The following is a 20898-nucleotide window of genomic DNA, read 5'->3' on the forward strand; positions in this document are numbered from 1 at the left end:
CACATCAAGGGCGGGTTATTTTTAATACTGCCCTTAAACGACGCAATTTCCTGATCACCGCCGCCAGGTGAACACGGTTACTCACCGCCAGATCCATCTGCACCTTGTAGATCTGCCCCTCATGCTCACCACTATCGATCTTCAGCAAGTTTGCACCTGCCTGGGAAACTGCCGAGGCTAGATTAGCAATAATACCGCGCTGAGACTCCACCTCCAGCAGCAATACGGCTGGATACTCATCCGCATCACTACCTGACCATTCGAGATAAATGCAGCGCTCCGGGTCATCACGTAAATCCCCCAGATTACTGCAATCGGTCCGATGCACCACCATCCCCTTGCCAGCACTTAGATAACCAACAATGGTATCCCCAGGGAGTGGATGACAGCAGCGCGCATATTGCAACACCACTCCTTCAACGCCCTTGATGGCAATCGGTTTGCCGTTAACGCTCTGAGGTGATTCCTCATCACCGCCATCCGGCTTGAGCCGGCGTGCCACCACATAAGCCATGCGGTTACCCATACCTATGTCTTCGAGCAAATCCTGGAGCGAGAGGAGCTCAGCCTCTTGCAACAGCGCAGTCAGCTTTTCGGAATCGACATGCTCTAAACTGGTACCGTAATTACTCAGGAACTGATTCAACAGGCGGCGCCCCAGCTCGACGGACTCATGGCGCTGTTGGTTCTTGAGAAAATGTCGGATGCTGGATCGGGCTTTACCGGTTACCACAAAATTTAACCAGGCCATATTCGGCTGAGCACGTGGGGTTGTAACCACCTCAACCGTCTGACCGCTTTCAAGTGGCTGCGACAAAGGCGCCAGACGCCGATCAATCCGGCAGGACACACAGGAATTGCCTATATCTGTGTGCACGGCATAGGCAAAATCCACTGGCGTTGCCCCCTTGGGTAGTTCCAGAATGCGCCCTTTCGGAGTAAACACATAGACTTCATCCGGGAAGAGGTCTTTTTTCACATGCTCGATAAACTCCATCGAATCACCGGCACGTTCCTGCATTTCCAGCAGACCTTTGACCCATTTGCGCGCACGGTTGTAGGATCCCACCGCACTGTCTGAATCACCGTATACTTTATAGTGACTGTGTTCCGCTATACCCTGGCTGGCGACCGCATCCATTTCACGGGTACGTATCTGCACTTCGATAGTAATGTCTTTAGCACCGAACAGATCGGTATGTAATGACTGGTAACCGTTAGCTTTCGGAATGGCGATATAGTCTTTAAAGCGGCCGGGTACGGGTTTATACAGATTATGCACAGCACCCAGTATGCGGTAACAATCATCGACGCTTTCGGTGACGATACGGAAGGCAAACACATCCATAATATCAACGAAGGCTTTACGCTGGGTTTTCATCTTTTTATAGATGCTATAGAGGTGCTTTTCTCGCCCTGCGACCGAGCCGGACAGCCCTTCCATTTTCAAACGATTATCGATGGCCTTTTCAATACTGGAGATGACATCCTTGCGCTGGCCTCGTGCCTTTACTACCGCACGGCGAATATACTTAGCCCGCATCGGATAGTAAGCCTGAAAGGCCAGATCTTCCAACTCAACCTGCAGGTCACGCATACCCAGTCGCGCAGCCACTGGAGAATAGATATCCAGCGTTTCACGAGCAATACGGCGCTGCTTTTCAGGTGGCATCGCACCCAGAGTACGCATGTTATGAAGACGGTCAGACAGTTTGACGATAATGACACGGATATCCTCCGCCATCGCCAGTACCATTTTTTGAAAGTTTTCCGCTTGGGCTTCAGCTCGGGTTTCAAATTCAAGGTGGGTCAGCTTGGAGACACCATCCACTATATCAGCGACGGATTGGCCAAACTGCTCGGAAATCCCCTGATAGCAAATATCGGTATCTTCAATAACATCATGCAGCATGGCTGACATCAGGCTCGGATGATCCATGTGCATACTGGCAAGAATGGAGGCTACTGCCAGAGGATGGGTGACATAGGGCTCGCCGCTTTTACGACGTTGTCCATCATGGGCTTGCTCAGCGTAATAGTAGGCACGCCGCACCAAATTAATCTGGTTCGGATCAAGATATTCAGTCAGACGCTGAGAAAGATCGTCAATTGTCGGCATCACCCCTCCCGTATTCAGACCAGCTATTCAGAAAAAATAACTGCCCTGCCAAGATGATGCCGCATAAGTGAAGTAATTGGAAGAATCAGAACTCGTCAGCTTCTTCAAGCACTGAGCGGTCAATCAAGCCTGCGCTGATTTCCCGTAACGCCACAACGGTGGGCTTATCATTTTCCCAGTCTACTTTGGGATCTTTGCCGCCTATAGCTAACTGACGCGCACGCTTTGACGCTACCATTACCAGCTCAAAACGGTTTTCTAAATTATCAAGACAATCTTCAACAGTTACTCGGGCCATACCAACCTCAGGATTCGGGGCATAAAAGATGCAATAGTTTACGAAATGACCAGTTTCACGACAAGAGCTCAGACAACAAGCCAGCGTGTTTTATCTGCTGAGCATCCTGTCTTAACCGCCTGGCGATGAACACACTGTGAAGTTCTTCAAGGGCTTGGTCAAAATCATCATTGATTATAACATAATCAAACTCAGGATAATGGCTCATCTCATCAACAGCCTTAGACATTCTCAGCGCAATCACTGACTCGTCATCCTGCCCCCGCCCCTTGAGGCGCTGCTCCAATGCCTGACGCCCTGGTGGCAGGATAAACACTGACACGGCTCCACGCATCAAACGGCGTACTTGCTGGGCGCCCTGCCAGTCAATTTCCAAAATCACATCAACTCCATTTGCCAACTGATCCTTAACCCAGGCCTGAGAAGTACCGTATTTATTGCCAAACACATCAGCATATTCCAGAAACTGCCCCAACCCGATCATCTCATCAAAGGTTGCGTGACTGACAAAATTATAATCGCGTCCCTCTACCTCTCCTGCACGTGGAGAGCGAGTTGTGTGTGAAACGGATACACGCACACCGGTATCCTTTTGCAGAAGCGCTTTAACCAGACTGGTTTTACCCGCACCTGAGGGGGCTGAAATGATAAAAAGTGTTCCTGGCGTATTCATGCCGTGATCCTGAATAAAATTGTCATTAAATAAAATTACTGTTCAGTGTATTTTGTTGATTAATAGTAAAACATCTTACTTACTAGATAATGATTAAATCACAGACTAGGCTTTAATGTTACTGAACACAAATGCGGCTTCGGCGCCCATCTGGGCTTGTAGGATAGGATTATTTCACGAGGAACCGACAACATGAAGAAAACATTTCGCGCTTTCACACTGGGTACAACTATTTCGCTGCTGATGGTCTGTGGCGCTAATGCCCAAACGCTTCGCTGGGCCAGTGCAGGTGACTCACTTACCTTTGATCCGCACTCACAGAACCATGGACAGACTCATGCTATCGCACATCAGATTTATAACCCGCTTATCTACTTGGATCTGAATTCTGAAATGCAGCCAGGCTTGGCTGTATCTTGGGAAGTGACCGACAACCCTAATGTTTGGGAGTTTAAGCTGAGAGAGGGAGTCACCTTCCATGACGGCACGCCTTTAACCGCCGATGATGTGGTGTTCTCGTTTCAGCGTGCCCAGCACCCCAACTCCGATATGCGCACTCTGATCAGCTCAGTCGTTGATGTACGCGCTGTTGATCCCCTAACAGTGCATATCGAAACGAATGGTCCAACTCCACTACTACCGAATAATCTGACTAACCTGTTTATCATGAGCAAGGCATGGGCAGAAGCTAATAATGTGACCACCCCGCAAGATTATTCAGCTGGCGAAGAAAACTTCGCTGTACGAAATGCCAATGGAACCGGCCCCTTCCGTTTGGTCAGTCGCGACCCAGATGTACGAACTGAAATGGTGCGCAATGATGAATACTGGGGCATAGAAGAGTTTCCAATGGAAATCAGCCGTGTAGTGCTGACTCCGATTCAGTCTGCTGCAACGCGCGCGGCTGCCATGCTGTCAGGTGAGATTGACTTCCTTCAGGATGTACCAGTACAAGATATCAACCGCCTGGACAGCTCCGACAATATTGTCATGCTATCGGCCCCAGAAAACCGGACAATTTTTTTCGGCTTAGATCAGGGTAGCGAAGAGCTACAGTCCTCTGATGTTAAAGGAAAAAACCCCTTTGCAGATCGCCGTGTACGTGAAGCGATGAATATTGCTATTAACCGTCAGGCGATTCAGCAGGTAGTCATGCGCGGTCAATCAGTCCCTGCAGGCATGATTGCGCCCTCGTTTGTGAACGGCTACACAGCTGAACTCGATACTGTGCCCGAAACTGACGTCAACCGTGCCAAAACACTCTTGGCAGAAGCCGGTTACCCGGATGGATTTAACGTCACCCTGACCTGTACCAATGACCGCTATGTCAATGATGAAGCGATCTGTCAGGCTGTTACAGGCATGCTGGGTCAGGCAGGCATTAATGTACGCTTAGACGCACGCGCTAACAGCATCCACTTCGCCGAACTGCAACAGGGCGAATTGGAGTTCTACATCCTTGGCTGGGCTGTTCCACCGCTGGATTCTCACTATGTGTTTGATTTCCTGTTGGAAACAAAAACAGCAGATACCGGCGCATGGAACTTTACCGGCTGGTCTAATGAGGAATTTGACAGCCTATCTCGTGCACTGCCAACTGAAACCGACCTAGATGAGCGTAACGCAAAAATCGCACGTGCCTGGGAAATTGCTCAGGAAGAGATTGTCTACCTGCCAGTCCATCATCAAGTGTTAAATTGGGCGGTTCGTCAAGACATAGACTTTGCTGTGCAGTCCCAGAACCAACCCATGCTCAAGTACCTGAAATTCAAGTAACTCTAAAACCCGCCACCCTGGGCAACGCTAGCAAGGGTGGCGGGTTTCTTCTGGTTCAGATGAGCATAGCACTATGATTGCAATGTTGATTCGCCGCCTAATTCAGGCGGTTCTGGTAATGTTGGTGGTGGCCTTCATCTCCTTCAGTTTATTCCAGTTTGTCGGTGATCCAATTAATAATATGGTGGGCCAAGAATCCAGTCAGCAGGATCGTGCCGAATTGCGTGAACGACTGGGGCTGAATGACCCCATCCCGATTCAGTTTTTCCGTTTTGTTGGCAATGCTGTTCAGGGCGAGTTTGGTATCTCATATCGTATGGCGCGCCCCGTATCAGAGGTCATCGCTGAGCGCTTGCCTGCCACACTTGAGCTGGCTCTGATATCAGGCGTACTCGCGATTAGCCTTGGTATTGGTCTGGGCGTCTACACGGCATTAAGGCGTGACGGCTGGTTAAGCCACTTCATTATGTCGTCATCATTGATTGGCGTGTCACTGCCCACTTTTTTGATTGGTATTTTGCTTATCTACCTGTTTTCCGTGGAGCTACAGTGGCTACCTTCGTTTGGTCGGGGTGAAACGGTACAAATCACCGATAACTGGAGCACTGGCTTGCTCACAGTCTCTGGTTGGAAATCACTGATTTTACCATCAATTACCCTGGGCTTATTTCAGCTCACTCTACTGATGCGACTCGTACGCGCAGAAATGCTGGAAGTATTGCGTACCGACTACATCAAGTTTGCCCGCGCACGAGGTATCAAACAACGTTCTATACACTTTCGCCATGCCCTGAAAAACACCCTGTTGCCGGTCATTACCATTGCCGGTTTGCAGCTCGGCTCGATCATCGCCTTTGCGATCATCACTGAAACCGTGTTTCAGTGGCCTGGCGTTGGATTGCTGTTTATCAACGCCATACGTTTTGTCGATATTCCGTTTATGTCGGCCTATTTGCTATTGATTGCCTTGGTTTTTGTCGCAATCAACCTGATCGTGGACCTGCTGTATTTTGCTGTTGATCCTCGTCTTCGCACAGTTAAGCGTAGTGCCGGACGCTGATTTATAATGTTTTATGTGAGTAAGTGGCTATGACTGATCAAACCACACCTGCGACACCGCCAGCCAATGACGGCGTGTTTCGACGTATCCTGGATAGTGACCTGTTTTATGACTTCAGCCGCCGTCCCATTATCATCCTTTCGGCCCTGGTGACACTGGTGATTATTCTTGCATCAGCCTTAGCGCCCTGGATCGCTCCACACACCCCTTTTGACCCCTCCAGTCTAAATCTAATGGATGGTTTTACTCCACCCATGGAGCCGAATGCCTTTACTGGAAACGTTTACTGGATGGGAACAGACAGCCAAGGGCGGGATATTTTTTCAGCCATTCTTTATGGTGCACGCATCTCTCTACTGGTTGGCTTTGCAGCCGTGGCCTTTGCAGCCATCCTGGGAATTACCTTAGGGCTGATTGCTGGCTACAAAGGTGGGTGGGTAGATACCCTGATCATGCGCATTGCTGATGTGCAGTTGAGTTTTCCAGCCATTCTCGTCGCACTGCTGATTTTTGGTATTACCAAAAGTCTGATACCGAGAGAGATGCAGGAGCAAGCTGCTATCTATGTATTGATTCTGTCAATTGGCTTGAGTGATTGGGTGCAATATGCCCGTACTGTGCGAAGCTCTACACTAGCCGAAAAGAATAAAGAGTACGTGCAAGCCGCACGTCTGTTTGGCGTCTCATCAATACGCATCCTTGCACGCCATATTTTACCGAATGTGATGGGGCCGGTGATGGTTATCGGCACGATCGGCTTGGCATTAGCCATTATTCTGGAATCAACACTCTCTTTCCTCGGTGTGGGTGTACCCGCAACACAGCCAAGTCTTGGTACCTTAATTCGTGTTGGTAATGAATTTTTATTCTCCGGCGAGTGGTGGATTACCCTTTTCCCTGGCATCACCTTGTTGATCCTGGCGTTATCAGTCAACCTGCTAGGTGATTGGTTACGTGATGCCCTGAACCCAAGGTTACGCTGATATGACGCAAGCGCTGCTCTCAGTCCGGGATCTTGTTGTCGAGTTCCCAAAACGCAAAACACACCTCACCGCACTGGATCATGTTTCATTTGAAATACAACCCGGCGAGATACTCGGTATGGTGGGTGAATCCGGTGCCGGAAAGTCTCTCACCGGCGCTGCCATTATTGGCCTGCTGGAACCACCCGGCCATATTGCCTCTGGCGAAATCTGGTTGCACGATCAACGCATTGATCAACTACCCTATGAACAACTTCGTCGCCTACGCGGTAAACGGATTGCGATGATTTTTCAGGATCCGCTAACGTCGCTCAATCCAATTCTGACCATTGCAGACCAATTAATTGAAACCATTCAAACACATCTTCCCTTGAATGATAAAGAAGCAAAGGCACGCGCAATTAAACTGCTGGATGAAGTGGGTATTCCTGCAGCAGCACAGCGCATTGATGACTATCCACATCAATTTTCCGGTGGCATGCGCCAGCGGGTGGTCATCGCACTGGCTTTGGCAGGTGAGCCAGAGCTTATTATTGCCGATGAACCCACCACGGCATTGGATGTATCTGTTCAAGCGCAAATTATCGATGTCCTCAAGCGCTTGTGCCATGAGCATGATACAGCGGTCATGCTGGTCACCCATGATATGGGTGTCATAGCCGAAGCCTGTGATCGTGTCGCGGTCATGTATGCGGGTCGCATCGCAGAAATCGGAGATGTGCGCCAGATCGTCAAACACCCTCAACATCCCTATACACAGGGGCTAATGGGTTCTATTCCATCCATCGCACAACGTGTCGACCGACTAGTACAAATACCCGGCAGCATGCCGCGACTGGATGCCATACCGCCCGGCTGCGCCTTCAATCCACGCTGTACGCAGCGTATTGCACAGTGCACAGAAGAACGCCCAAGCCTGATTGCAACCGACCAGGGACAAGTCGCCTGCTGGCTATATCAAGGAGCGACGCTATGAGTGCTTCTGCGTTACAGGAACAAATTTTGACGAAACAACCTTTGTTACAGGTCAACGATCTGTCATGCCACTTTGACGTATCAAAACCCTGGCTAAACCGTGTTTTGGAAGGTGAACCACAACGCTTTCTAACCGCCGTGGATCAGGTCTCCTTTAGCATCAATTCGGGTGAAACCTTTGCCTTGGTCGGAGAGTCTGGCTCGGGCAAATCTACCATTGCCAAGTTGATCGTGGATCTCATTCATCCCTCCTCTGGCGAAATACGCTTCGATGGCAAAACTCTGCACGAAACCCACGGTGAAGACTTTAAAACCCTCAGACGCCGGATTCAGATGATATTTCAGGACCCCTTCGCCAGTTTAAATCCGCGCTGGCGTGTGGGTGATATTATCGCAGAACCCATCCATGCCTTCGGACTTGCAAAGAAACCCTCTCAAGTCACTCACACTGTAGAAGAACTGCTCGAGAAAGTGGGGCTGGCAGGGCGCGACCGATTCAAATATCCACATGAGTTTTCAGGCGGGCAACGCCAGCGAATTGCCATTGCCCGAGCGCTTTCAGCCCAGCCTGACTTTTTAGTCTGTGATGAACCCACTTCGGCACTGGATGTGTCGGTACAAGCACAGATTTTGAATTTGATGCGAGACTTACAAGATGAGTTTGGACTCACTTACCTGTTTATCAGTCACGACCTGTCGGTGGTTAAGCACATGGCTGACCGTATCGGCGTACTTTATCTGGGCTCAATGGTTGAGAATTCACCTAGCGACCAGCTTTTCACTCAACCAGCGCACCCCTATACACGGATGTTGCTAGATGCCATCCCTGATCATGAGATGAGTGGACGCCAACGCAAACAGGTCACAGGTGAAATCCCCAGTCCAATCAATCCACCGTCAGGCTGTACCTTTCATCCACGCTGTGAGTTTGCCGATGCCATGTGTAAGCAAAAACGACCCGGTATTATTGCGCATGAAGCCAGCTTGGTTTCCTGCTGGGCTGTTGAGCAAGGACGGATACTACAAAACGGGCCGGTTTGTTCGAAACGATAAGCACGCTTCCACACGGTTACGACCCGCATGTTTAGCTTGATACAAGGCGGTATCGGCACGTTGCAACAGGTTCTCGAACTGCGGGTCCGAGATGAGGAATTCACTGACACCTAAACTGATGGTAATGGCTCGATCATATTGCGGAAAGCAAGTACAGAGCTCTCTGAACACCACCTCCCGCATGCGCTCCGCCAGATGCAGTGCTTTCTCCATCGCCGTATTTGGCAACACTACGATAAACTCTTCCCCGCCAAAGCGAGCCAACAGATCATTCTCCCGCAGGGTTTGATGGCAAATATCACACAAGGTGGCCAGCACCTGATCTCCCATTAAATGCCCGAAGCGATCATTGATCTGCTTGAAGTGGTCAAGATCAAACAAAATCAGTGATGTGGGGTGGTTATAACGCTGAAACTCGCTGAAACGACTCTGCAACAGATCAAATAGCGGACGCCGGTTTGCCACGCGGGTTAAGGGATCGGTCTGACTGGCCTCCAACAACTCTTTTTCCAGTTGTTTGCGGAGAGTAATGTTTCGTGCCACCCAGATTACAGCTGGTCCGCATTTAGGCTCATGAGCAGGCTTCCAGTAGCTAATTCTTCTATAAACTATGGCATATTCTAGGGATTTGATGCTTGATTACTACTTGGACGTACTACTCAAGCTTGGATAACTCATCAAGTGAATAGGATTGCTCCCGTATCAGGTCCAACATCGCGGTCGCTGCCGCTGAATGCAAGCCACGGGCGGGGGTGATAATACCCAATGACCGTGGCACATAGGGGGCTGTTAGTGACCGCCAACCCACACCTTCCGAAGAGATTTGACGAAAGCTAAGGGATGGAAGCGCGGCAACACCTAACCCTGCCGCAACCATTCGTCCTGCTGTACCAATTTGACTAACCTCACACATTAGATCCATCTCCATGTGCAGTGCTCGCAATACACCTTCGATGGCGTTCCGTGTACTTGAAAGTCGACTAACCGCAATAATAGGATAGCGCAACAGCTCATCCCAACGAACTTCTTGCTGCTCAAGTAACGGATGCCCAAGAGGACAAACAGCGACGAAATGGTCTTCAACCAAAGGTTCAAAATGAGTTGCCTCAGCACGAGGCGGCTGTACCGAAAGACCGATATCCGCTCGATGGTCGCTGACTAAATCATCCACTTGTGAAGCCAGCACATCATGAACACTAATTGAAATATTGGGGTAGCGTTGGCGATAATCCGACAGTACGGCTGGTAGAAACCCAGCGGCCAGTGTAGGAAGCGCCGCGAGTGTTACTTTGCCTCGCTGCTTATTGAAAAGCTCACCAAGGTCACCCAAGGCCTCATCCCAATCTCCGATCAACCGTCTAGCCGTCGGTAAAAAAAACTTACCCTCCGGGGTGAGTTGAACCCCTCTTGGAGACCGATTAAAAAGCATACCGCCTACCGAATCTTCCAACTTTCGAATAGCAATACTCAGTGCAGGCTGCGACATGTGCAAACGTTCAGACGCCTCAATAAAGCTACCGAACTCGGTGATGGCGACGAAGGCTTTGAGCTGTCGTATGGAAGGCTGCATAAATAAAGCAAAAGTCTCGTTAATATAATTAAATTAGACAAATAATAGCAGTTTCTCTCATTATTAATAGCGTCAAATGACACGCCTCTTCTGGAACCAAAAACTAATAATACCTAGGAGAAACACCCCCATGCCCTTACTCAAAAAAACGCTTCTAGCAACCATGATGACTGCAAGCCTGATCGCAGGAACAGTTGCACAGGCTGACGAACAACTTCTCATTGGCTCCACTTCTACGTCTTCCAGCCAGTACGGCTATTTCGTTGCGGTCGGACAAATTATCAACCAGCACGTCGAAGGCGTGCGAGCGTCTGTGGTTGAAACCGGCGCTACTGTTGATAACCTGCGCCGTATTCTAAGAAATCAGGTCGATATGGGACTGGTAACAACGAATGTTGGTTACCATGCTTACGCTGGCCTAGGTGAATTTGACGGCCGCCCTGTCGATAATCGCTTGCTATGGGTCTACTCTCTGGCACCACAAAACCTGGTTATCCGCCAGGATGCAGGGGTGTCCAGCATGGAAGAGCTAGATGGCGTAAGACTAAATCCAGGTATTACTGGTTCCGCCACCGAGGCAACCACCCTGGCCGTGATGCAGGCACTGGGCCTATCCCCTGAATATGTGCGCGGCTCAACCACGGATGTGGTAGCCGGCGTAAAGGACAACCGCATGGCGGGCTATGTTAAATCTGGCGTAGGCGACAAGCTGGATGGCTCATCCATGGACATTGCTACCTTCACCCCCATACAGGTGCTCTCGTTAAGCGATGCACAAGCCGCCATACTGCGTGAACAGATGCCGGATATTTCCGTTGTTGATATTCCTGAAGGCTCAGCAGAAGGGATACCCGCCTACTCTACCTGGAGCTTCGGCTTAGCCGTGCACGCCAGTCCTGATATGGATGACGAAACGGCTTACCAGATCGTTAAAGCTGTGATGGAACATCCAGAACCGCAAGTTAGCGCCCTCGCAAATCTCGCCGATGTTAACATCGCCGAGCTCACCCTAAAGAGCGGCACCGTCCCTTTCCATCCAGGAGCAGCACGCTATTTCGAAGAACAGGGATACACCATTCCTGAACACTTAGTGCCGACTGAATAAGTAAGGAGCTCGGTGCCATGCGCAATAGACTGCTCATAACAGTCGCCCTAATACTGGGCGGCTTCATCTTCTATACCTCAGCAAACGGACCATTCGAAAGTTTGGTCCATCGCAGCATATTTCTTGCGCTGGTCATCGTGCTGGGGTTACTTACTTATCCGCTCGGCGTTAACAAGTCATGGCGTCCAGTCGGTGTGGTTATCGACTGCCTAGTAGCATTAGGCGCGGTAACTGCCTGCCTGTTCGTCACCTTCAATGCGGATAAAATTTTAACCACACTCCCCTGGGCAACACCCTCCGATATGGCAATGACAGCTATTCTAGTCATCGCCATATTGGAAGTAGCCCGACGCGCCATCGGCTGGGTGTTTCCACTGCTTGTCACTCTAGGGATCATCTATGCCCTATTCGGCAATCATCTATCCGGCCCGCTCAGCCATCGCGGCTTTGATGTCAGCTTCGTTACCGAAACGCTGTTTCTAGGCGATTTAGGCATCTGGGGCATGCTGCTTGGCGTCGCCGCCACGACCATTGCGGCCTTCGTGCTTTTTGGCAGCCTGCTGCTTCACACAGGAGGAGGGCAAACCTTTATAGATATTTCCATGCGCATCGGTGGACGTAGCCAGGGCGGTGCCGCCAAGATCGCCACCGTAGCGTCTAGTTTGTTCGCCATGGTGAGTGGCAGCGCTGTTGCCAACGTGGCCACTACCGGCAATTTCACCATCCCAATGATGAAGCGCCTTAAATACCCGCCCGCCTTTGCTGGTGGTGTAGAGGCCGTGGCATCTACAGGAGGTCAGATTGCACCACCGATACTCGGATCGGCGGCCTTTATCATGGCGGAAATTTTGGGAGTCAGCTACGTTACCATCGCAATGGCCGCTGCGCTACCGGCTTTACTCTTCTATGTCGCCGTCTTTGTTACTCTGCATTTGGTCGCAGTACGTAATGCATTACCCCTGGTACCCGAAAATGAGCTTCCAGCCTGGCATGAGGTGCTGCAGCTTAAACGCATCACGCCAATTGTTGCGGCATTAGGCGGCCTGTTCGGCGGCGTTCTGAACGGTTACTCAATCCAGTTCGCCGCATTCCTTGGCATAGCGTTACTACTGGTTAGCTTCCTTTTGTTTGCATTCTTAGATCGCATGCCCGCCCGCCAAGTCCTGCGTTCGTTGATTAGCGGCCTGGAGGATGCAGGTAAAGGGATGGTCATTATAGGCGTATTGCTAGCAGGCGCGCAGATACTGGTGGCCATGTTGAACCTGACTGGAATCGGGGTAACCTTGTCAACGCTGGTGGTGAGCATAGCCGGTGAGCAGGTGCTGTTGGTCGCCCTCATCGTTGCTGTAATCTGCCTCATTATGGGGATGGGTATCCCTACCACCGCCGCCTATGTTCTGGTCGCTGCCGTTTTAGCTCCCGCACTTACGCGGATAGGCGTCGAACCTCTTGTTGCCCATCTATTTGTGTTCTATTTCGCCACCATATCGGTAATCACCCCGCCGGTCTGTATTGCCGTTTTCGTGGCGGCAGGCATAGCGCAAGCCAGTTGGATCAAGGTTGCCGGACATGCCATTCGCCTGGGTGCAACGACCTATATTATCCCTTTCCTAATTCTTGCTTACCCAGCACTCATCGGTTTGGGCGATGCTTGGGATATTACTCTGGCCGCCGCACGTGCCATGGCCTTTGTGCTTGCATTTGCCGGGGTAATCGGAGGCGCTCGCCTGCTGGGTAACCGCTGGGTTGACAGCGCCTTGTTTGCCGCCGTGGGACTACTGACGTTGGTACCCAACATGCCACTTAGTTTAATCGGGATCAGTAGCCTGATAGGGCTCTATATCTGGGCGTGGAAGCCCGCTAAATCTATTGCATTACAAGGAGTCAAACCATGAGTACACAAGAGGCCAGCATGAAGCGTATTACCATGATTGGATGCGGCACCATCGGTATCAGTTGGGCCGCTTATTTTCTTGCGCATGGCTTACAGGTAACTGCCTTCGACCCTGATGACGCAGCGCGTGCTCGCTTTTCAGACTACGTAGCCGATGATATGCGCGCCCTGGGAGCGGATGTCCGCTCACCGGACATTAAAGACAACCTTGAAGATGCCGTACGACAAGCCGATCTGATTGTCGAGAACGCGCCTGAATCCGTCGCACTGAAACAGCAATTACTGGCTGATATTCAACGTGCGGCCATGCCTCACGCACTGATTGTCAGCAGCACCTCTTCTTTAATGCACTCTGATATCGTCAACGCATCGCCTGCACCAGAACGCATCATCATCGCCCACCCTTTCAACCCGCCACACCTAGTGCCACTGGTCGAACTCTATGGGCCTGATATGCAACTGGTCAATAAACTAGCCGACTTTTACCGCGGTATTGGCAAAAAGCCGGTCATTATGCGTAAAGAGATGATTGGGCATATTGCCAACCGGCTATCTTCAGCACTCTGGCAGGAAGCACTTTATTTGCTACAAGAGGGTGTCGCGAGTGTAGAAGACATCGATCTTGCTGTAACCGCTGGACCCGGGTTGCGCTGGGCGATTCAAGGCCCCTTCTTAACCTATCACCTGGGAGGCGGCAAAGGCGGTATTCGCCATTATCTCGAACATCTGGGCCCCAGCCAGGAATATCGCTGGGCCAGTTTAGGCAAGCCCACCATGAATGCCGAACTCTACGAGCAAGTTATCCAAGGGGTTGAATCAGCCACGCAAGGTAAGCCTTTAACTGACTTGTTTAACGAGCGGGATCAGCAACTGGTCACCCTCCAGCGCGCCATTGCGTCGAAGGAAAATCAGGAGGTGATTGCATGAGCCATTCACCCTGTTTACTGATGGTAGCGCCCAATGGGGCCAGGCGCGGCTATACCGACCACCCTGCCATTCCTCTCACCCCTGAGGAACTCGCACGAGATGCACAACAGTGCGTTAAAGCTGGTGCGTCCATGATGCATTTGCATGTGCGTGAACCGGATGGGCGCCATTTACTTGATGTCACGGCCTACAAAGAAGCTATAAGCGCCATTAATGAGACCGTGGGCGATCAACTGATATTACAAGTCACCAGCGAAGCCGCTGGACGCTATACCCCCAATGAACAGCGCCGTGTAATTGAAGCCTTGCAGCCAGCGTCAGTCTCTGTCGCTGTAAGAGAGTGGTTTGGCGATAGACATGAAATCGACGCAAGTGGCGAACTTTGCCGGTATCTTGCAGCTAAAAACTGCCATATTCAGTACATCGTCTACTCACCCGAGGACCTGGCCTATTTTAATCTATTAAGACAGCAAGGTTGCCTGCCTCCTGGCAGAGCCTTCTTGCTGTTTGTGTTAGGGCGGTATTCCACACCCCCTCTTGCAGATCCAGGCAGTTTAACCGGCTTTCTACATGCATTGGAAAAGGATGACGCATGGGCCGTCTGTGCTTTTGGAACGACCGAAGGTGAGTGTATGTCGATGGCGGCCCAACAAGGTGGGCATGTACGGGTCGGTTTTGAAAATAACCTATGGCGGGCGGATGGCAAGCTCACTAACAGCAATGCTGACATCGTTGCCGACACCAGGATCCGCATTGAAGCCGCTGGCCGTAGCGTAATGAATGTACAGCAAACTCGTCATTTTCTCGCCCTGACTACAGGGGCTGGACGCGAGGACGAATTATGACGGTCATTGTAGGTTGTGGTGCTGGCTTCTCCGGTGATCGTACCGATGCGGCCAGACCCTTGGTTGATGCACTGATAGCGTATGATGCGCCACGCGCACTGATGTTCGAGACACTCGGTGAGAGAACCCTGGCCGCCGCCCAATTACGCCGAATCAAAAACCCAGATACAGGTGATGAACCCTTACTGGAGGAGTTTTTGTCGCCAGTCCTAAGTGACTGCCTGGCTAACAAGATTACCATCCTGGGTAATTTTGGTGCGGCGAATCCCGATGCGGCCTGCAATCGCATTAAGCGGCTAGCGCAACACTGTGGCTATCCTCAAGCCTGCTTAGCCACCATACATGGCGATGATGTACGTGAACGGCTTACTGAGCTTGACTGGCTGGCGTGGGAAGGTGAAAACCGCCCCCTAAGTTCGCTGCACCAGGTGTTAGCAGCCAATGTTTACCTTGGTGCGGGTTCGTTAATTGAAGCAATGGAAAAAGGGGCTCAGGTAATCATCACTGGTCGTGTAGCAGACCCGGCTTTGGCGCTTACCCCGCTGTGTTATTACCATGACTGGGCATTAGACGACTGGGACAGATTGGCTGCAGGAGCCTTAGCCGGCCATTTAATTGAGTGTGGTGCTCAAGTAACCGGCGGCTATTTTGCTGACCCCGGCTTTAAAGATGTCCCCGGCATGGCAACGCTGGGCTACCCCTTGGTTGAAGTTGAACGCAATGGTCGATTGGTGGTAACTAAACCAGCGGGTACTGGAGGCTTAGTCACCGAGCAAACGGTTAAAGAGCAACTGCTCTACGAAATTCATGACCCCAGTGCTTATATTACGCCTGATGTCGTCGTTGATCTGTCCCAAGTCAGCATCAGGCAACTGGCTAAAGATCGTGTTGAAGTAGTAGGAATACGCGGCAAACCAGCACCTGCACGCCTAAAAACTACTGTCAGTTTCCTAGACGGCTACCAAGGGGAAGCTGAAATATCCTATGCAGGCCCCAATGCTCTCGCTCGAGCCCAGCTAGCACGAGAGACCCTTCGTCAGCGCTTGGCAATGCGCTGCCCCAGCGATTTACGCTCGCGGTTTGACTTAATTGGTCTATCCAGTGTGTTCGATGGTGATACGCAAAACGCCAGTCAATGCATGCACCATCAGCCAACCGATATTCGCTTGCGCTTAGCCGTAGAGCATGCCGATAAAAAAGTCGTTGAACTGGCGACCCAAGAGCTATTAGCACTCTATTGTTGTGGGCCTGCCGGTGGTGGTGGCGTCCGCCGCACCCATTCACAACGGGTAAAAACAGCGTCTTACCTGGTTCCCAAACAACAAGTCATGCCTACCGTCACACTACATGGAGGAACGGCTAGTGAATAATACTCTGCATAATTACGCTCATGCCCGAGCAGGAGATAAAGGCGATCGACTGAGTTTAGGTGTATTCGTATACCAAGATGCGCACTACCCCTGGCTCATTCAACAACTGACTGCGGAGCGTGCCAGCGAGATTTTTAAGCACCGAGGCATCAGCAACGTTACCCGCTACCTGTTACCTAACCTGAAAGGGGTCAATCTGGTGATAGATGATGCCCTTCAGGGAGGCGTTAACAGCGCACTCAACCTCGACGGTCATGGAAAAACTTTATCGTCCTTATTGCTATCCATGGAAGTAACGCCACCTTAGCCAGCTCTTTGTGACTGGAAAGAGCCGATCACCATCTCAACGGCAAATACTGGGTAAAGTACAAGGGCATCACGATATTAGTTTGCTCAAGCGCCGAAGAGCCTTGTGTGCCAGTTAACTTAAACGTTTTGCTCGGTGCGAACTTTTTTTCTGCAACATACCCCTTGTACTCGTAGTTTTGCTGCTTGATCTCTTTATAACTACTGCCCAGCACATGATTGAGCAGGCCTACATCAAACAGCAACTGGTAACGGACACCTGTAAACCGATTTGGACGGAAAAAATAAAAAAGCCCTGTATTTACAAGACTCTTCGCCAGGGAATACAGGACTTCTTAGACATTCTTGGACGGGTGAAAAACTCTATTCTATATTCTGAATCTGCTCTCTCATTTGCTCAATCAGCACCTTAAGATCAATGGCAGCCTGAGTGGACATAATGGCGATGGATTTGGATGACAGGGTGTTTACCTCTCTGTTCAACTCTTGCATCAGAAAATCTAACCGCCGCCCCATAGGCTCAGAGGTTTTCAGTACACGGCGGACTTCGCTGAGGTGTGCATCCAGGCGATCCAGTTCTTCTTCAACATCGGCTTTGTGGATAAGTAGCACAACTTCTTGCTCTACCCGAACCGGATCGGTATCGCTAATAAGCTTGCCGATGCGTTCCCGCAAGGCGTGTGTTTGCCGCGCCAATATCTCAGGTAGTTGTTGTCGCAGTTCAGCCAATATAGCGGCGATCGCATCGAGACGCTGTTCTATCATGACACAGAGCTTCTGTCCTTCACGAAGACGGCCATCACAGAGTGACGCCAGCGCCTGATCAAACAGTTCCAGCGCTTGTTCATCCGGCACTTGCTGTGCGTCCTGCTGCAGTAGCACACCGGGCCATTTAAGAAGCTCCAGGGGAGACAGGGCTGTAGACGCGGGTAAATGTCTCTCGACCTGTTCAACGGCTGATAACAAGCCCTTGACCAAAGTTTCATCAACACTCAAGTGCGCATCGCCCAGTGCGTCCTGAATTCGCAATGAGATTTCTACTTTGCCACGATTTAAGTGAGCCCTGAGGCGCTCGCGTAACTGAGGTTCCAGATCCCGGTAGCTGTCGGGCAAGCGGAAATACGTCTCTAAATAGCGACTATTAACTGAACGCAGCTCCCATTTAAGCTCTGTTCCAGTGGATAGGTCACTTAAGGCCGCAAAAGCGGTCATGCTTCGTGTCATCTTGGCTCAATCTCGACTAAAATCACAGGTTAGACTTATATTAACAGCCTTGGTGCCATGACTCTATCAGGTACCGGCCAAGCAAGGGGATACAATGAGCTCAACTTTGTCAGATCAGTTGAAAGGTCTCGGTCTGAATAAACTCCGTCCGGGTGGGCGTCAGCCTGATCAGCTACGCGAAATCAAAATGACCCGGAATTACACCCGCCATGCCGAAGGCTCTGTATTGGTTGAGTTCGGTGATACCAAAGTGCTTTGTACCGCCAGTGTTGAGCGTGGTGTACCCAGGTTTCTGCGTGGCTCAGGTTCAGGCTGGGTAACAGCCGAGTATGGCATGTTGCCACGTGCTACCAACACCCGCAATGACCGCGAAGCCAGCCGTGGAAAGCAATCTGGTAGAACCATCGAGATTCAGCGTCTGATTGGGCGTTCACTACGTGCTGCCATCGATTTGAAAAAGCTGGGTGAGAATACCATCACTATTGATTGTGATGTTATTCAGGCCGATGGTGGAACCCGTACAGCGGCCATCAGTGGTGCCTGCGTAGCTCTGGCCGATGCCATTGAGTTTCTACGTAAGGATAAAAATGGTGCCGTAAAGGGTAATCCATTTAAACAGCTGATTGCCGCCGTGTCAGTCGGTATCTGTAAAGGAGAGCCGGTGCTGGATCTGAATTACGAAGAAGATTCTGTCGCTGAAACTGACATGAATGTGGTGATGACTGAGGCCGGTGGCTTTATCGAGGTACAGGGTACCGCTGAAGCGGCTCCTTACTCGCAGGAAGAGCTGAATGCCATGTTGGATCTTGCACGCAAGGGCATTACTGAGATCAATGAAATTCAGAAAGCTGCACTAAAGAACACATGATCCAATAACAGCCGGACCCACTTTCAAGCGGGTCCGGTTGATCTTAAAAATCCAGATCGTAATCGATAATCAGCGGGGCGTGATCAGAGAAGCGCTGATCTTTGTAGATCGACACATCCTTAATCGTCTTACGCAAATTTGGTGTGGTTATCTGATAGTCCAGACGTGCACCCTCGTTCAGCTTCCAGGCACGATTATAGTCAGGCCACCAGGTATACTGGCGATCGGCTTTATTCACTTGGCGAAAAGCATCGACAAATCCCAGGTCACCAAACATCTCTTCAATCCAGATTCGCTCTTCAGCCAGAAAACCCGATACGCGCTGATTCACATACCAATTACTCAGATCTACCGGCTTGTGGGCAATATTAAAGGTGCCAGTGAAAATAAAGTCACGACGCTTACGCAGAGTCTTTTTCAAGTGACCCATAAACAGATCCAGGTACTCCATTTTAGCGGCCTGGTCCTGATCGCTTTTAAGTCCTGATGGAATCGTCAGTGACGAAATACTGAATTTGTCAAAATCGGCCTGAATAAAGCGGCCATTAAAATCACACTGTTCAAATCCCAACCCAGTCATGATGGCTTTAGGCACATGCCGGGTGTAAATGGCTACACCACTAAAACCATCTTCAAAGGCATCAAAAAAGTAGGCATGGTAGCCTTCGGGGTGGTAACGATCTGCATCCAGCTGATACTCTTTTGCACGGAGGCTTTGCAGACAAACCACGTCCGCATCCTGTTTAACCATCCAATCAAAGAATCCTTTGTCAGCGGCTTGTTCAATACCTTCAGTATTGAAAGAAATCACGCGCATATTCGGGCGGCTCCGTTGAGCAGGTTTAGTGTTATTGGTATTAAGTCGTAGATTGTATCGGGAACAGACCGAAAAAGAAATTTATACTACGCAACTTAATGGAATGGTGAAGTCTACAGGGTTATCATTATCCCCCTATTTTTCAACTCAGACCAGCGGATTGCCTATGCACGATTATCAACGCGAATTCATTCAGTTTGCCATTGAAACCCAAGTACTCAAGTTTGGCGAATTCACTCTGAAATCCGGTCGTGTTAGCCCTTATTTTTTTAATGCTGGGCTATTTTGTACTGGTGAAGCGCTACGTAAGCTGGGACACTTTTATGCCGCTGCGTTACAGCAGTCAGGCGTGGAATATGACCTACTCTTCGGCCCAGCCTATAAAGGCATCCCTCTGGCTGCCACAACGGCTGTTGCCTTGGCTGGAGAATACCAACGAGATGTTCCCTATGTGTTCAACCGCAAGGAAGCCAAAGACCATGGAGAGGGCGGCTCACTAGTGGGTGCCGAATTGAAAGGCCGCGCATTGATTGTTGATGATGTGATTACCGCGGGTACAGCAATACGCGAGGTCATGGCCATTCTTGAGCAGGCCAACGCACAACCCGCCGGTGTATTAATTGCGCTTGATCGTCAGGAGAAAGGGCGTGCTGAGCTATCGGCCATACAGGAAGTGGAGCGTGATTACGACATTCCCGTTATCAGCATCATCACTCTGGCGCAGTTAATTGAATATCTGCAGGAACAGGGCAGCCAATCTGCCGAACTAGCCGCTATTCGTCAATACCGTCAGGATTATGGTATCTGACATTCAACCTGCTACGCACTCTTGGCCCAAGGGGTCAAAAGCGCGTAGCGCAGCATTTTCTAGCTACTTAAAAACCATCACTGCTCCTGGCCATCCAGGCTTACCGTGAGCAATAAAAAAAGGGCCATCCTGCTGGATGACCCTTTCTTTAGTATTAAGTGCCTGGCGATGACCTACTCTCACATGGGGAGACCCCACACTACCATCGGCGATGACGCGTTTCACTA

The 20898-nt window shown here is 50.5% G+C and carries 20 protein-coding genes and 1 pseudogene; 13 read left to right on the top strand and 8 right to left on the bottom strand.

The genetic code is table 11. The features are described 5' to 3' along the window. Positions 1-4: 4 nt before the first annotated feature. The 3 genes from ACN0R1_RS10365 to gmk form a co-directional block, all read right to left on the bottom strand. Positions 5-2119, bottom strand: a complete 2115-nt coding sequence (locus tag ACN0R1_RS10365) for a RelA/SpoT family protein (RefSeq protein ID WP_417582513.1) — start codon at positions 2117-2119, stop codon at positions 5-7. 85 nt (positions 2120-2204) lie between these two features. Further along, entirely contained in the window at positions 2205-2417 is a 213-nt protein-coding gene (rpoZ, locus tag ACN0R1_RS10370; protein WP_417582515.1) for a DNA-directed RNA polymerase subunit omega, read from the bottom strand. A 55-nt stretch (positions 2418-2472) separates the two neighbouring features. Next, positions 2473-3090 (bottom strand): guanylate kinase, encoded by a 618-nt coding sequence (gmk, locus tag ACN0R1_RS10375; RefSeq protein ID WP_417582517.1) that lies wholly within the window; start codon positions 3088-3090, stop codon positions 2473-2475. A 192-nt stretch (positions 3091-3282) separates the two neighbouring features. On the opposite strand from gmk, the gene ACN0R1_RS10380 reads away from it, so the two are divergent. The 5 genes from ACN0R1_RS10380 (at position 3283) to ACN0R1_RS10400 (ending at position 8937) form a co-directional block, all read left to right on the top strand. Further along, complete coding sequence (locus ACN0R1_RS10380) at positions 3283-4866, top strand: ABC transporter substrate-binding protein (RefSeq protein ID WP_417582519.1); 1584 nt, start codon at positions 3283-3285, stop codon at positions 4864-4866. 73 nt (positions 4867-4939) lie between these two features. Then, a complete protein-coding gene (locus ACN0R1_RS10385) occupies positions 4940-5926 on the top strand; it encodes an ABC transporter permease (protein ID WP_417582521.1) in 987 nt (328 codons plus the stop codon). 29 nt (positions 5927-5955) lie between these two features. Continuing rightward, positions 5956-6909: an ABC transporter permease gene (locus tag ACN0R1_RS10390; RefSeq protein ID WP_417582523.1), complete on the top strand. Its 954-nt coding sequence runs from the start codon at positions 5956-5958 to the stop codon at positions 6907-6909. Position 6910: 1 nt separating this feature from the next. Continuing rightward, on the top strand, positions 6911-7885 hold the full coding sequence (locus ACN0R1_RS10395) for an ABC transporter ATP-binding protein (RefSeq protein WP_417582525.1): 975 nt from the start codon (positions 6911-6913) through the stop codon (positions 7883-7885). A gap of 26 nt (positions 7886-7911) precedes the next feature. Beyond that, the gene (locus ACN0R1_RS10400; RefSeq protein ID WP_417582558.1) at positions 7912-8937 is read left to right on the top strand and encodes an ABC transporter ATP-binding protein; all 1026 of its coding nucleotides are present in this window, start codon (positions 7912-7914) and stop codon (positions 8935-8937) included. Here ACN0R1_RS10400 and ACN0R1_RS10405 read toward each other — a convergent pair. Both ACN0R1_RS10405 and ACN0R1_RS10410 read right to left on the bottom strand, forming a co-directional pair. Then, entirely contained in the window at positions 8905-9480 is a 576-nt protein-coding gene (locus ACN0R1_RS10405; protein WP_417582527.1) for a GGDEF domain-containing protein, read from the bottom strand. The two genes, ACN0R1_RS10400 and ACN0R1_RS10405, sit on opposite strands and share 33 nt — an antisense overlap. A 112-nt stretch (positions 9481-9592) precedes the next feature. After that, a complete protein-coding gene (locus ACN0R1_RS10410; RefSeq protein WP_417582529.1) occupies positions 9593-10507 on the bottom strand; it encodes a LysR family transcriptional regulator in 915 nt (304 codons plus the stop codon). A 130-nt stretch (positions 10508-10637) separates the two neighbouring features. Here ACN0R1_RS10410 and ACN0R1_RS10415 point away from each other — a divergent pair, with 130 nt between their 5' ends. The 6 genes from ACN0R1_RS10415 to ACN0R1_RS10440 are packed head-to-tail and all read left to right on the top strand — an operon-like array spanning position 10638 to position 16955. After that, a complete protein-coding gene (locus tag ACN0R1_RS10415) occupies positions 10638-11612 on the top strand; it encodes a TAXI family TRAP transporter solute-binding subunit (RefSeq protein WP_417582531.1) in 975 nt (324 codons plus the stop codon). A 17-nt stretch (positions 11613-11629) separates the two neighbouring features. Next, positions 11630-13507 carry a TRAP transporter permease gene (locus ACN0R1_RS10420; RefSeq protein ID WP_417582534.1) on the top strand — a complete coding sequence of 626 codons (1878 nt, stop codon included), beginning with the start codon at positions 11630-11632 and terminating at the stop codon, positions 13505-13507. Next, complete coding sequence (locus ACN0R1_RS10425) at positions 13504-14433, top strand: 3-hydroxyacyl-CoA dehydrogenase NAD-binding domain-containing protein (protein ID WP_417582536.1); 930 nt, start codon at positions 13504-13506, stop codon at positions 14431-14433. Before ACN0R1_RS10420 ends, ACN0R1_RS10425 begins: the two co-directional genes overlap by 4 nt. Continuing rightward, positions 14430-15278 (top strand): 3-keto-5-aminohexanoate cleavage protein, encoded by an 849-nt coding sequence (locus ACN0R1_RS10430; protein ID WP_417582538.1) that lies wholly within the window; start codon positions 14430-14432, stop codon positions 15276-15278. Before ACN0R1_RS10425 ends, ACN0R1_RS10430 begins: the two co-directional genes overlap by 4 nt. Further along, complete coding sequence (locus ACN0R1_RS10435) at positions 15275-16648, top strand: acyclic terpene utilization AtuA family protein (RefSeq protein WP_417582540.1); 1374 nt, start codon at positions 15275-15277, stop codon at positions 16646-16648. The genes ACN0R1_RS10430 and ACN0R1_RS10435 overlap by 4 nt, the downstream gene beginning before the upstream one ends. Continuing rightward, a complete protein-coding gene (locus ACN0R1_RS10440; protein ID WP_417582542.1) occupies positions 16641-16955 on the top strand; it encodes a hypothetical protein in 315 nt (104 codons plus the stop codon). The genes ACN0R1_RS10435 and ACN0R1_RS10440 overlap by 8 nt, the downstream gene beginning before the upstream one ends. A gap of 28 nt (positions 16956-16983) precedes the next feature. On the opposite strand, the pseudogene ACN0R1_RS10445 reads toward ACN0R1_RS10440, so the two are convergent. Further along, a pseudogene (locus ACN0R1_RS10445) lies at positions 16984-17196 on the bottom strand (AAA family ATPase); the annotation flags it as partial. Positions 17197-17317: 121 nt separating this feature from the next. Then, on the bottom strand, positions 17318-18178 hold the full coding sequence (locus ACN0R1_RS10450) for a YicC/YloC family endoribonuclease (RefSeq protein ID WP_417582544.1): 861 nt from the start codon (positions 18176-18178) through the stop codon (positions 17318-17320). A 94-nt stretch (positions 18179-18272) separates the two neighbouring features. On the opposite strand from ACN0R1_RS10450, the gene rph reads away from it, so the two are divergent. Then, the gene (gene rph / locus ACN0R1_RS10455; protein WP_417582546.1) at positions 18273-19046 is read left to right on the top strand and encodes a ribonuclease PH; all 774 of its coding nucleotides are present in this window, start codon (positions 18273-18275) and stop codon (positions 19044-19046) included. Between the two features lie 43 nt (positions 19047-19089). On the opposite strand, the gene ACN0R1_RS10460 is transcribed toward rph, so the two are convergent. Then, positions 19090-19863, bottom strand: coding sequence for an exodeoxyribonuclease III (locus tag ACN0R1_RS10460; RefSeq protein ID WP_417582548.1), 774 nt, complete (start codon positions 19861-19863; stop codon positions 19090-19092). Between the two features lie 166 nt (positions 19864-20029). Between ACN0R1_RS10460 and pyrE the strand changes: the two genes are divergently transcribed. Then, positions 20030-20671, top strand: coding sequence for an orotate phosphoribosyltransferase (gene pyrE, locus ACN0R1_RS10465; RefSeq protein WP_417582550.1), 642 nt, complete (start codon positions 20030-20032; stop codon positions 20669-20671). The last annotated feature ends 227 nt before the right edge of the window (positions 20672-20898 follow it).

It is taken from the genome of Nitrincola sp., from assembly GCF_048264025.1.
GTDB lineage: Bacteria > Pseudomonadota > Gammaproteobacteria > Pseudomonadales > Balneatricaceae > Nitrincola.

Excerpts from the sequence above, each read along its gene's own strand:
- rpoZ (WP_417582515.1), bottom strand. The coding sequence starts at position 2,417 with ATGGCCCGAGTAACTGTTGAAGATTGTCTTGATAATTTAGAAAACCGT.
- ACN0R1_RS10395 (WP_417582525.1), top strand. The coding sequence starts at position 6,911 with ATGACGCAAGCGCTGCTCTCAGTCCGGGATCTTGTTGTCGAGTTCCCA.
- ACN0R1_RS10420 (WP_417582534.1), top strand. The coding sequence starts at position 11,630 with ATGCGCAATAGACTGCTCATAACAGTCGCCCTAATACTGGGCGGCTTC.
- ACN0R1_RS10460 (WP_417582548.1), bottom strand. The coding sequence starts at position 19,863 with ATGCGCGTGATTTCTTTCAATACTGAAGGTATTGAACAAGCCGCTGAC.
- ACN0R1_RS10410 (WP_417582529.1), bottom strand. The coding sequence starts at position 10,507 with ATGCAGCCTTCCATACGACAGCTCAAAGCCTTCGTCGCCATCACCGAG.
- ACN0R1_RS10430 (WP_417582538.1), top strand. The coding sequence starts at position 14,430 with ATGAGCCATTCACCCTGTTTACTGATGGTAGCGCCCAATGGGGCCAGG.
- ACN0R1_RS10365 (WP_417582513.1), bottom strand. The coding sequence starts at position 2,119 with ATGCCGACAATTGACGATCTTTCTCAGCGTCTGACTGAATATCTTGAT.
- pyrE (WP_417582550.1), top strand. The coding sequence starts at position 20,030 with ATGCACGATTATCAACGCGAATTCATTCAGTTTGCCATTGAAACCCAA.
- rph (WP_417582546.1), top strand. The coding sequence starts at position 18,273 with ATGAGCTCAACTTTGTCAGATCAGTTGAAAGGTCTCGGTCTGAATAAA.
- ACN0R1_RS10415 (WP_417582531.1), top strand. The coding sequence starts at position 10,638 with ATGCCCTTACTCAAAAAAACGCTTCTAGCAACCATGATGACTGCAAGC.
- gmk (WP_417582517.1), bottom strand. The coding sequence starts at position 3,090 with ATGAATACGCCAGGAACACTTTTTATCATTTCAGCCCCCTCAGGTGCG.
- ACN0R1_RS10380 (WP_417582519.1), top strand. The coding sequence starts at position 3,283 with ATGAAGAAAACATTTCGCGCTTTCACACTGGGTACAACTATTTCGCTG.
- ACN0R1_RS10385 (WP_417582521.1), top strand. The coding sequence starts at position 4,940 with ATGATTGCAATGTTGATTCGCCGCCTAATTCAGGCGGTTCTGGTAATG.
- ACN0R1_RS10435 (WP_417582540.1), top strand. The coding sequence starts at position 15,275 with ATGACGGTCATTGTAGGTTGTGGTGCTGGCTTCTCCGGTGATCGTACC.
- ACN0R1_RS10450 (WP_417582544.1), bottom strand. The coding sequence starts at position 18,178 with ATGACACGAAGCATGACCGCTTTTGCGGCCTTAAGTGACCTATCCACT.
- ACN0R1_RS10425 (WP_417582536.1), top strand. The coding sequence starts at position 13,504 with ATGAGTACACAAGAGGCCAGCATGAAGCGTATTACCATGATTGGATGC.
- ACN0R1_RS10390 (WP_417582523.1), top strand. The coding sequence starts at position 5,956 with ATGACTGATCAAACCACACCTGCGACACCGCCAGCCAATGACGGCGTG.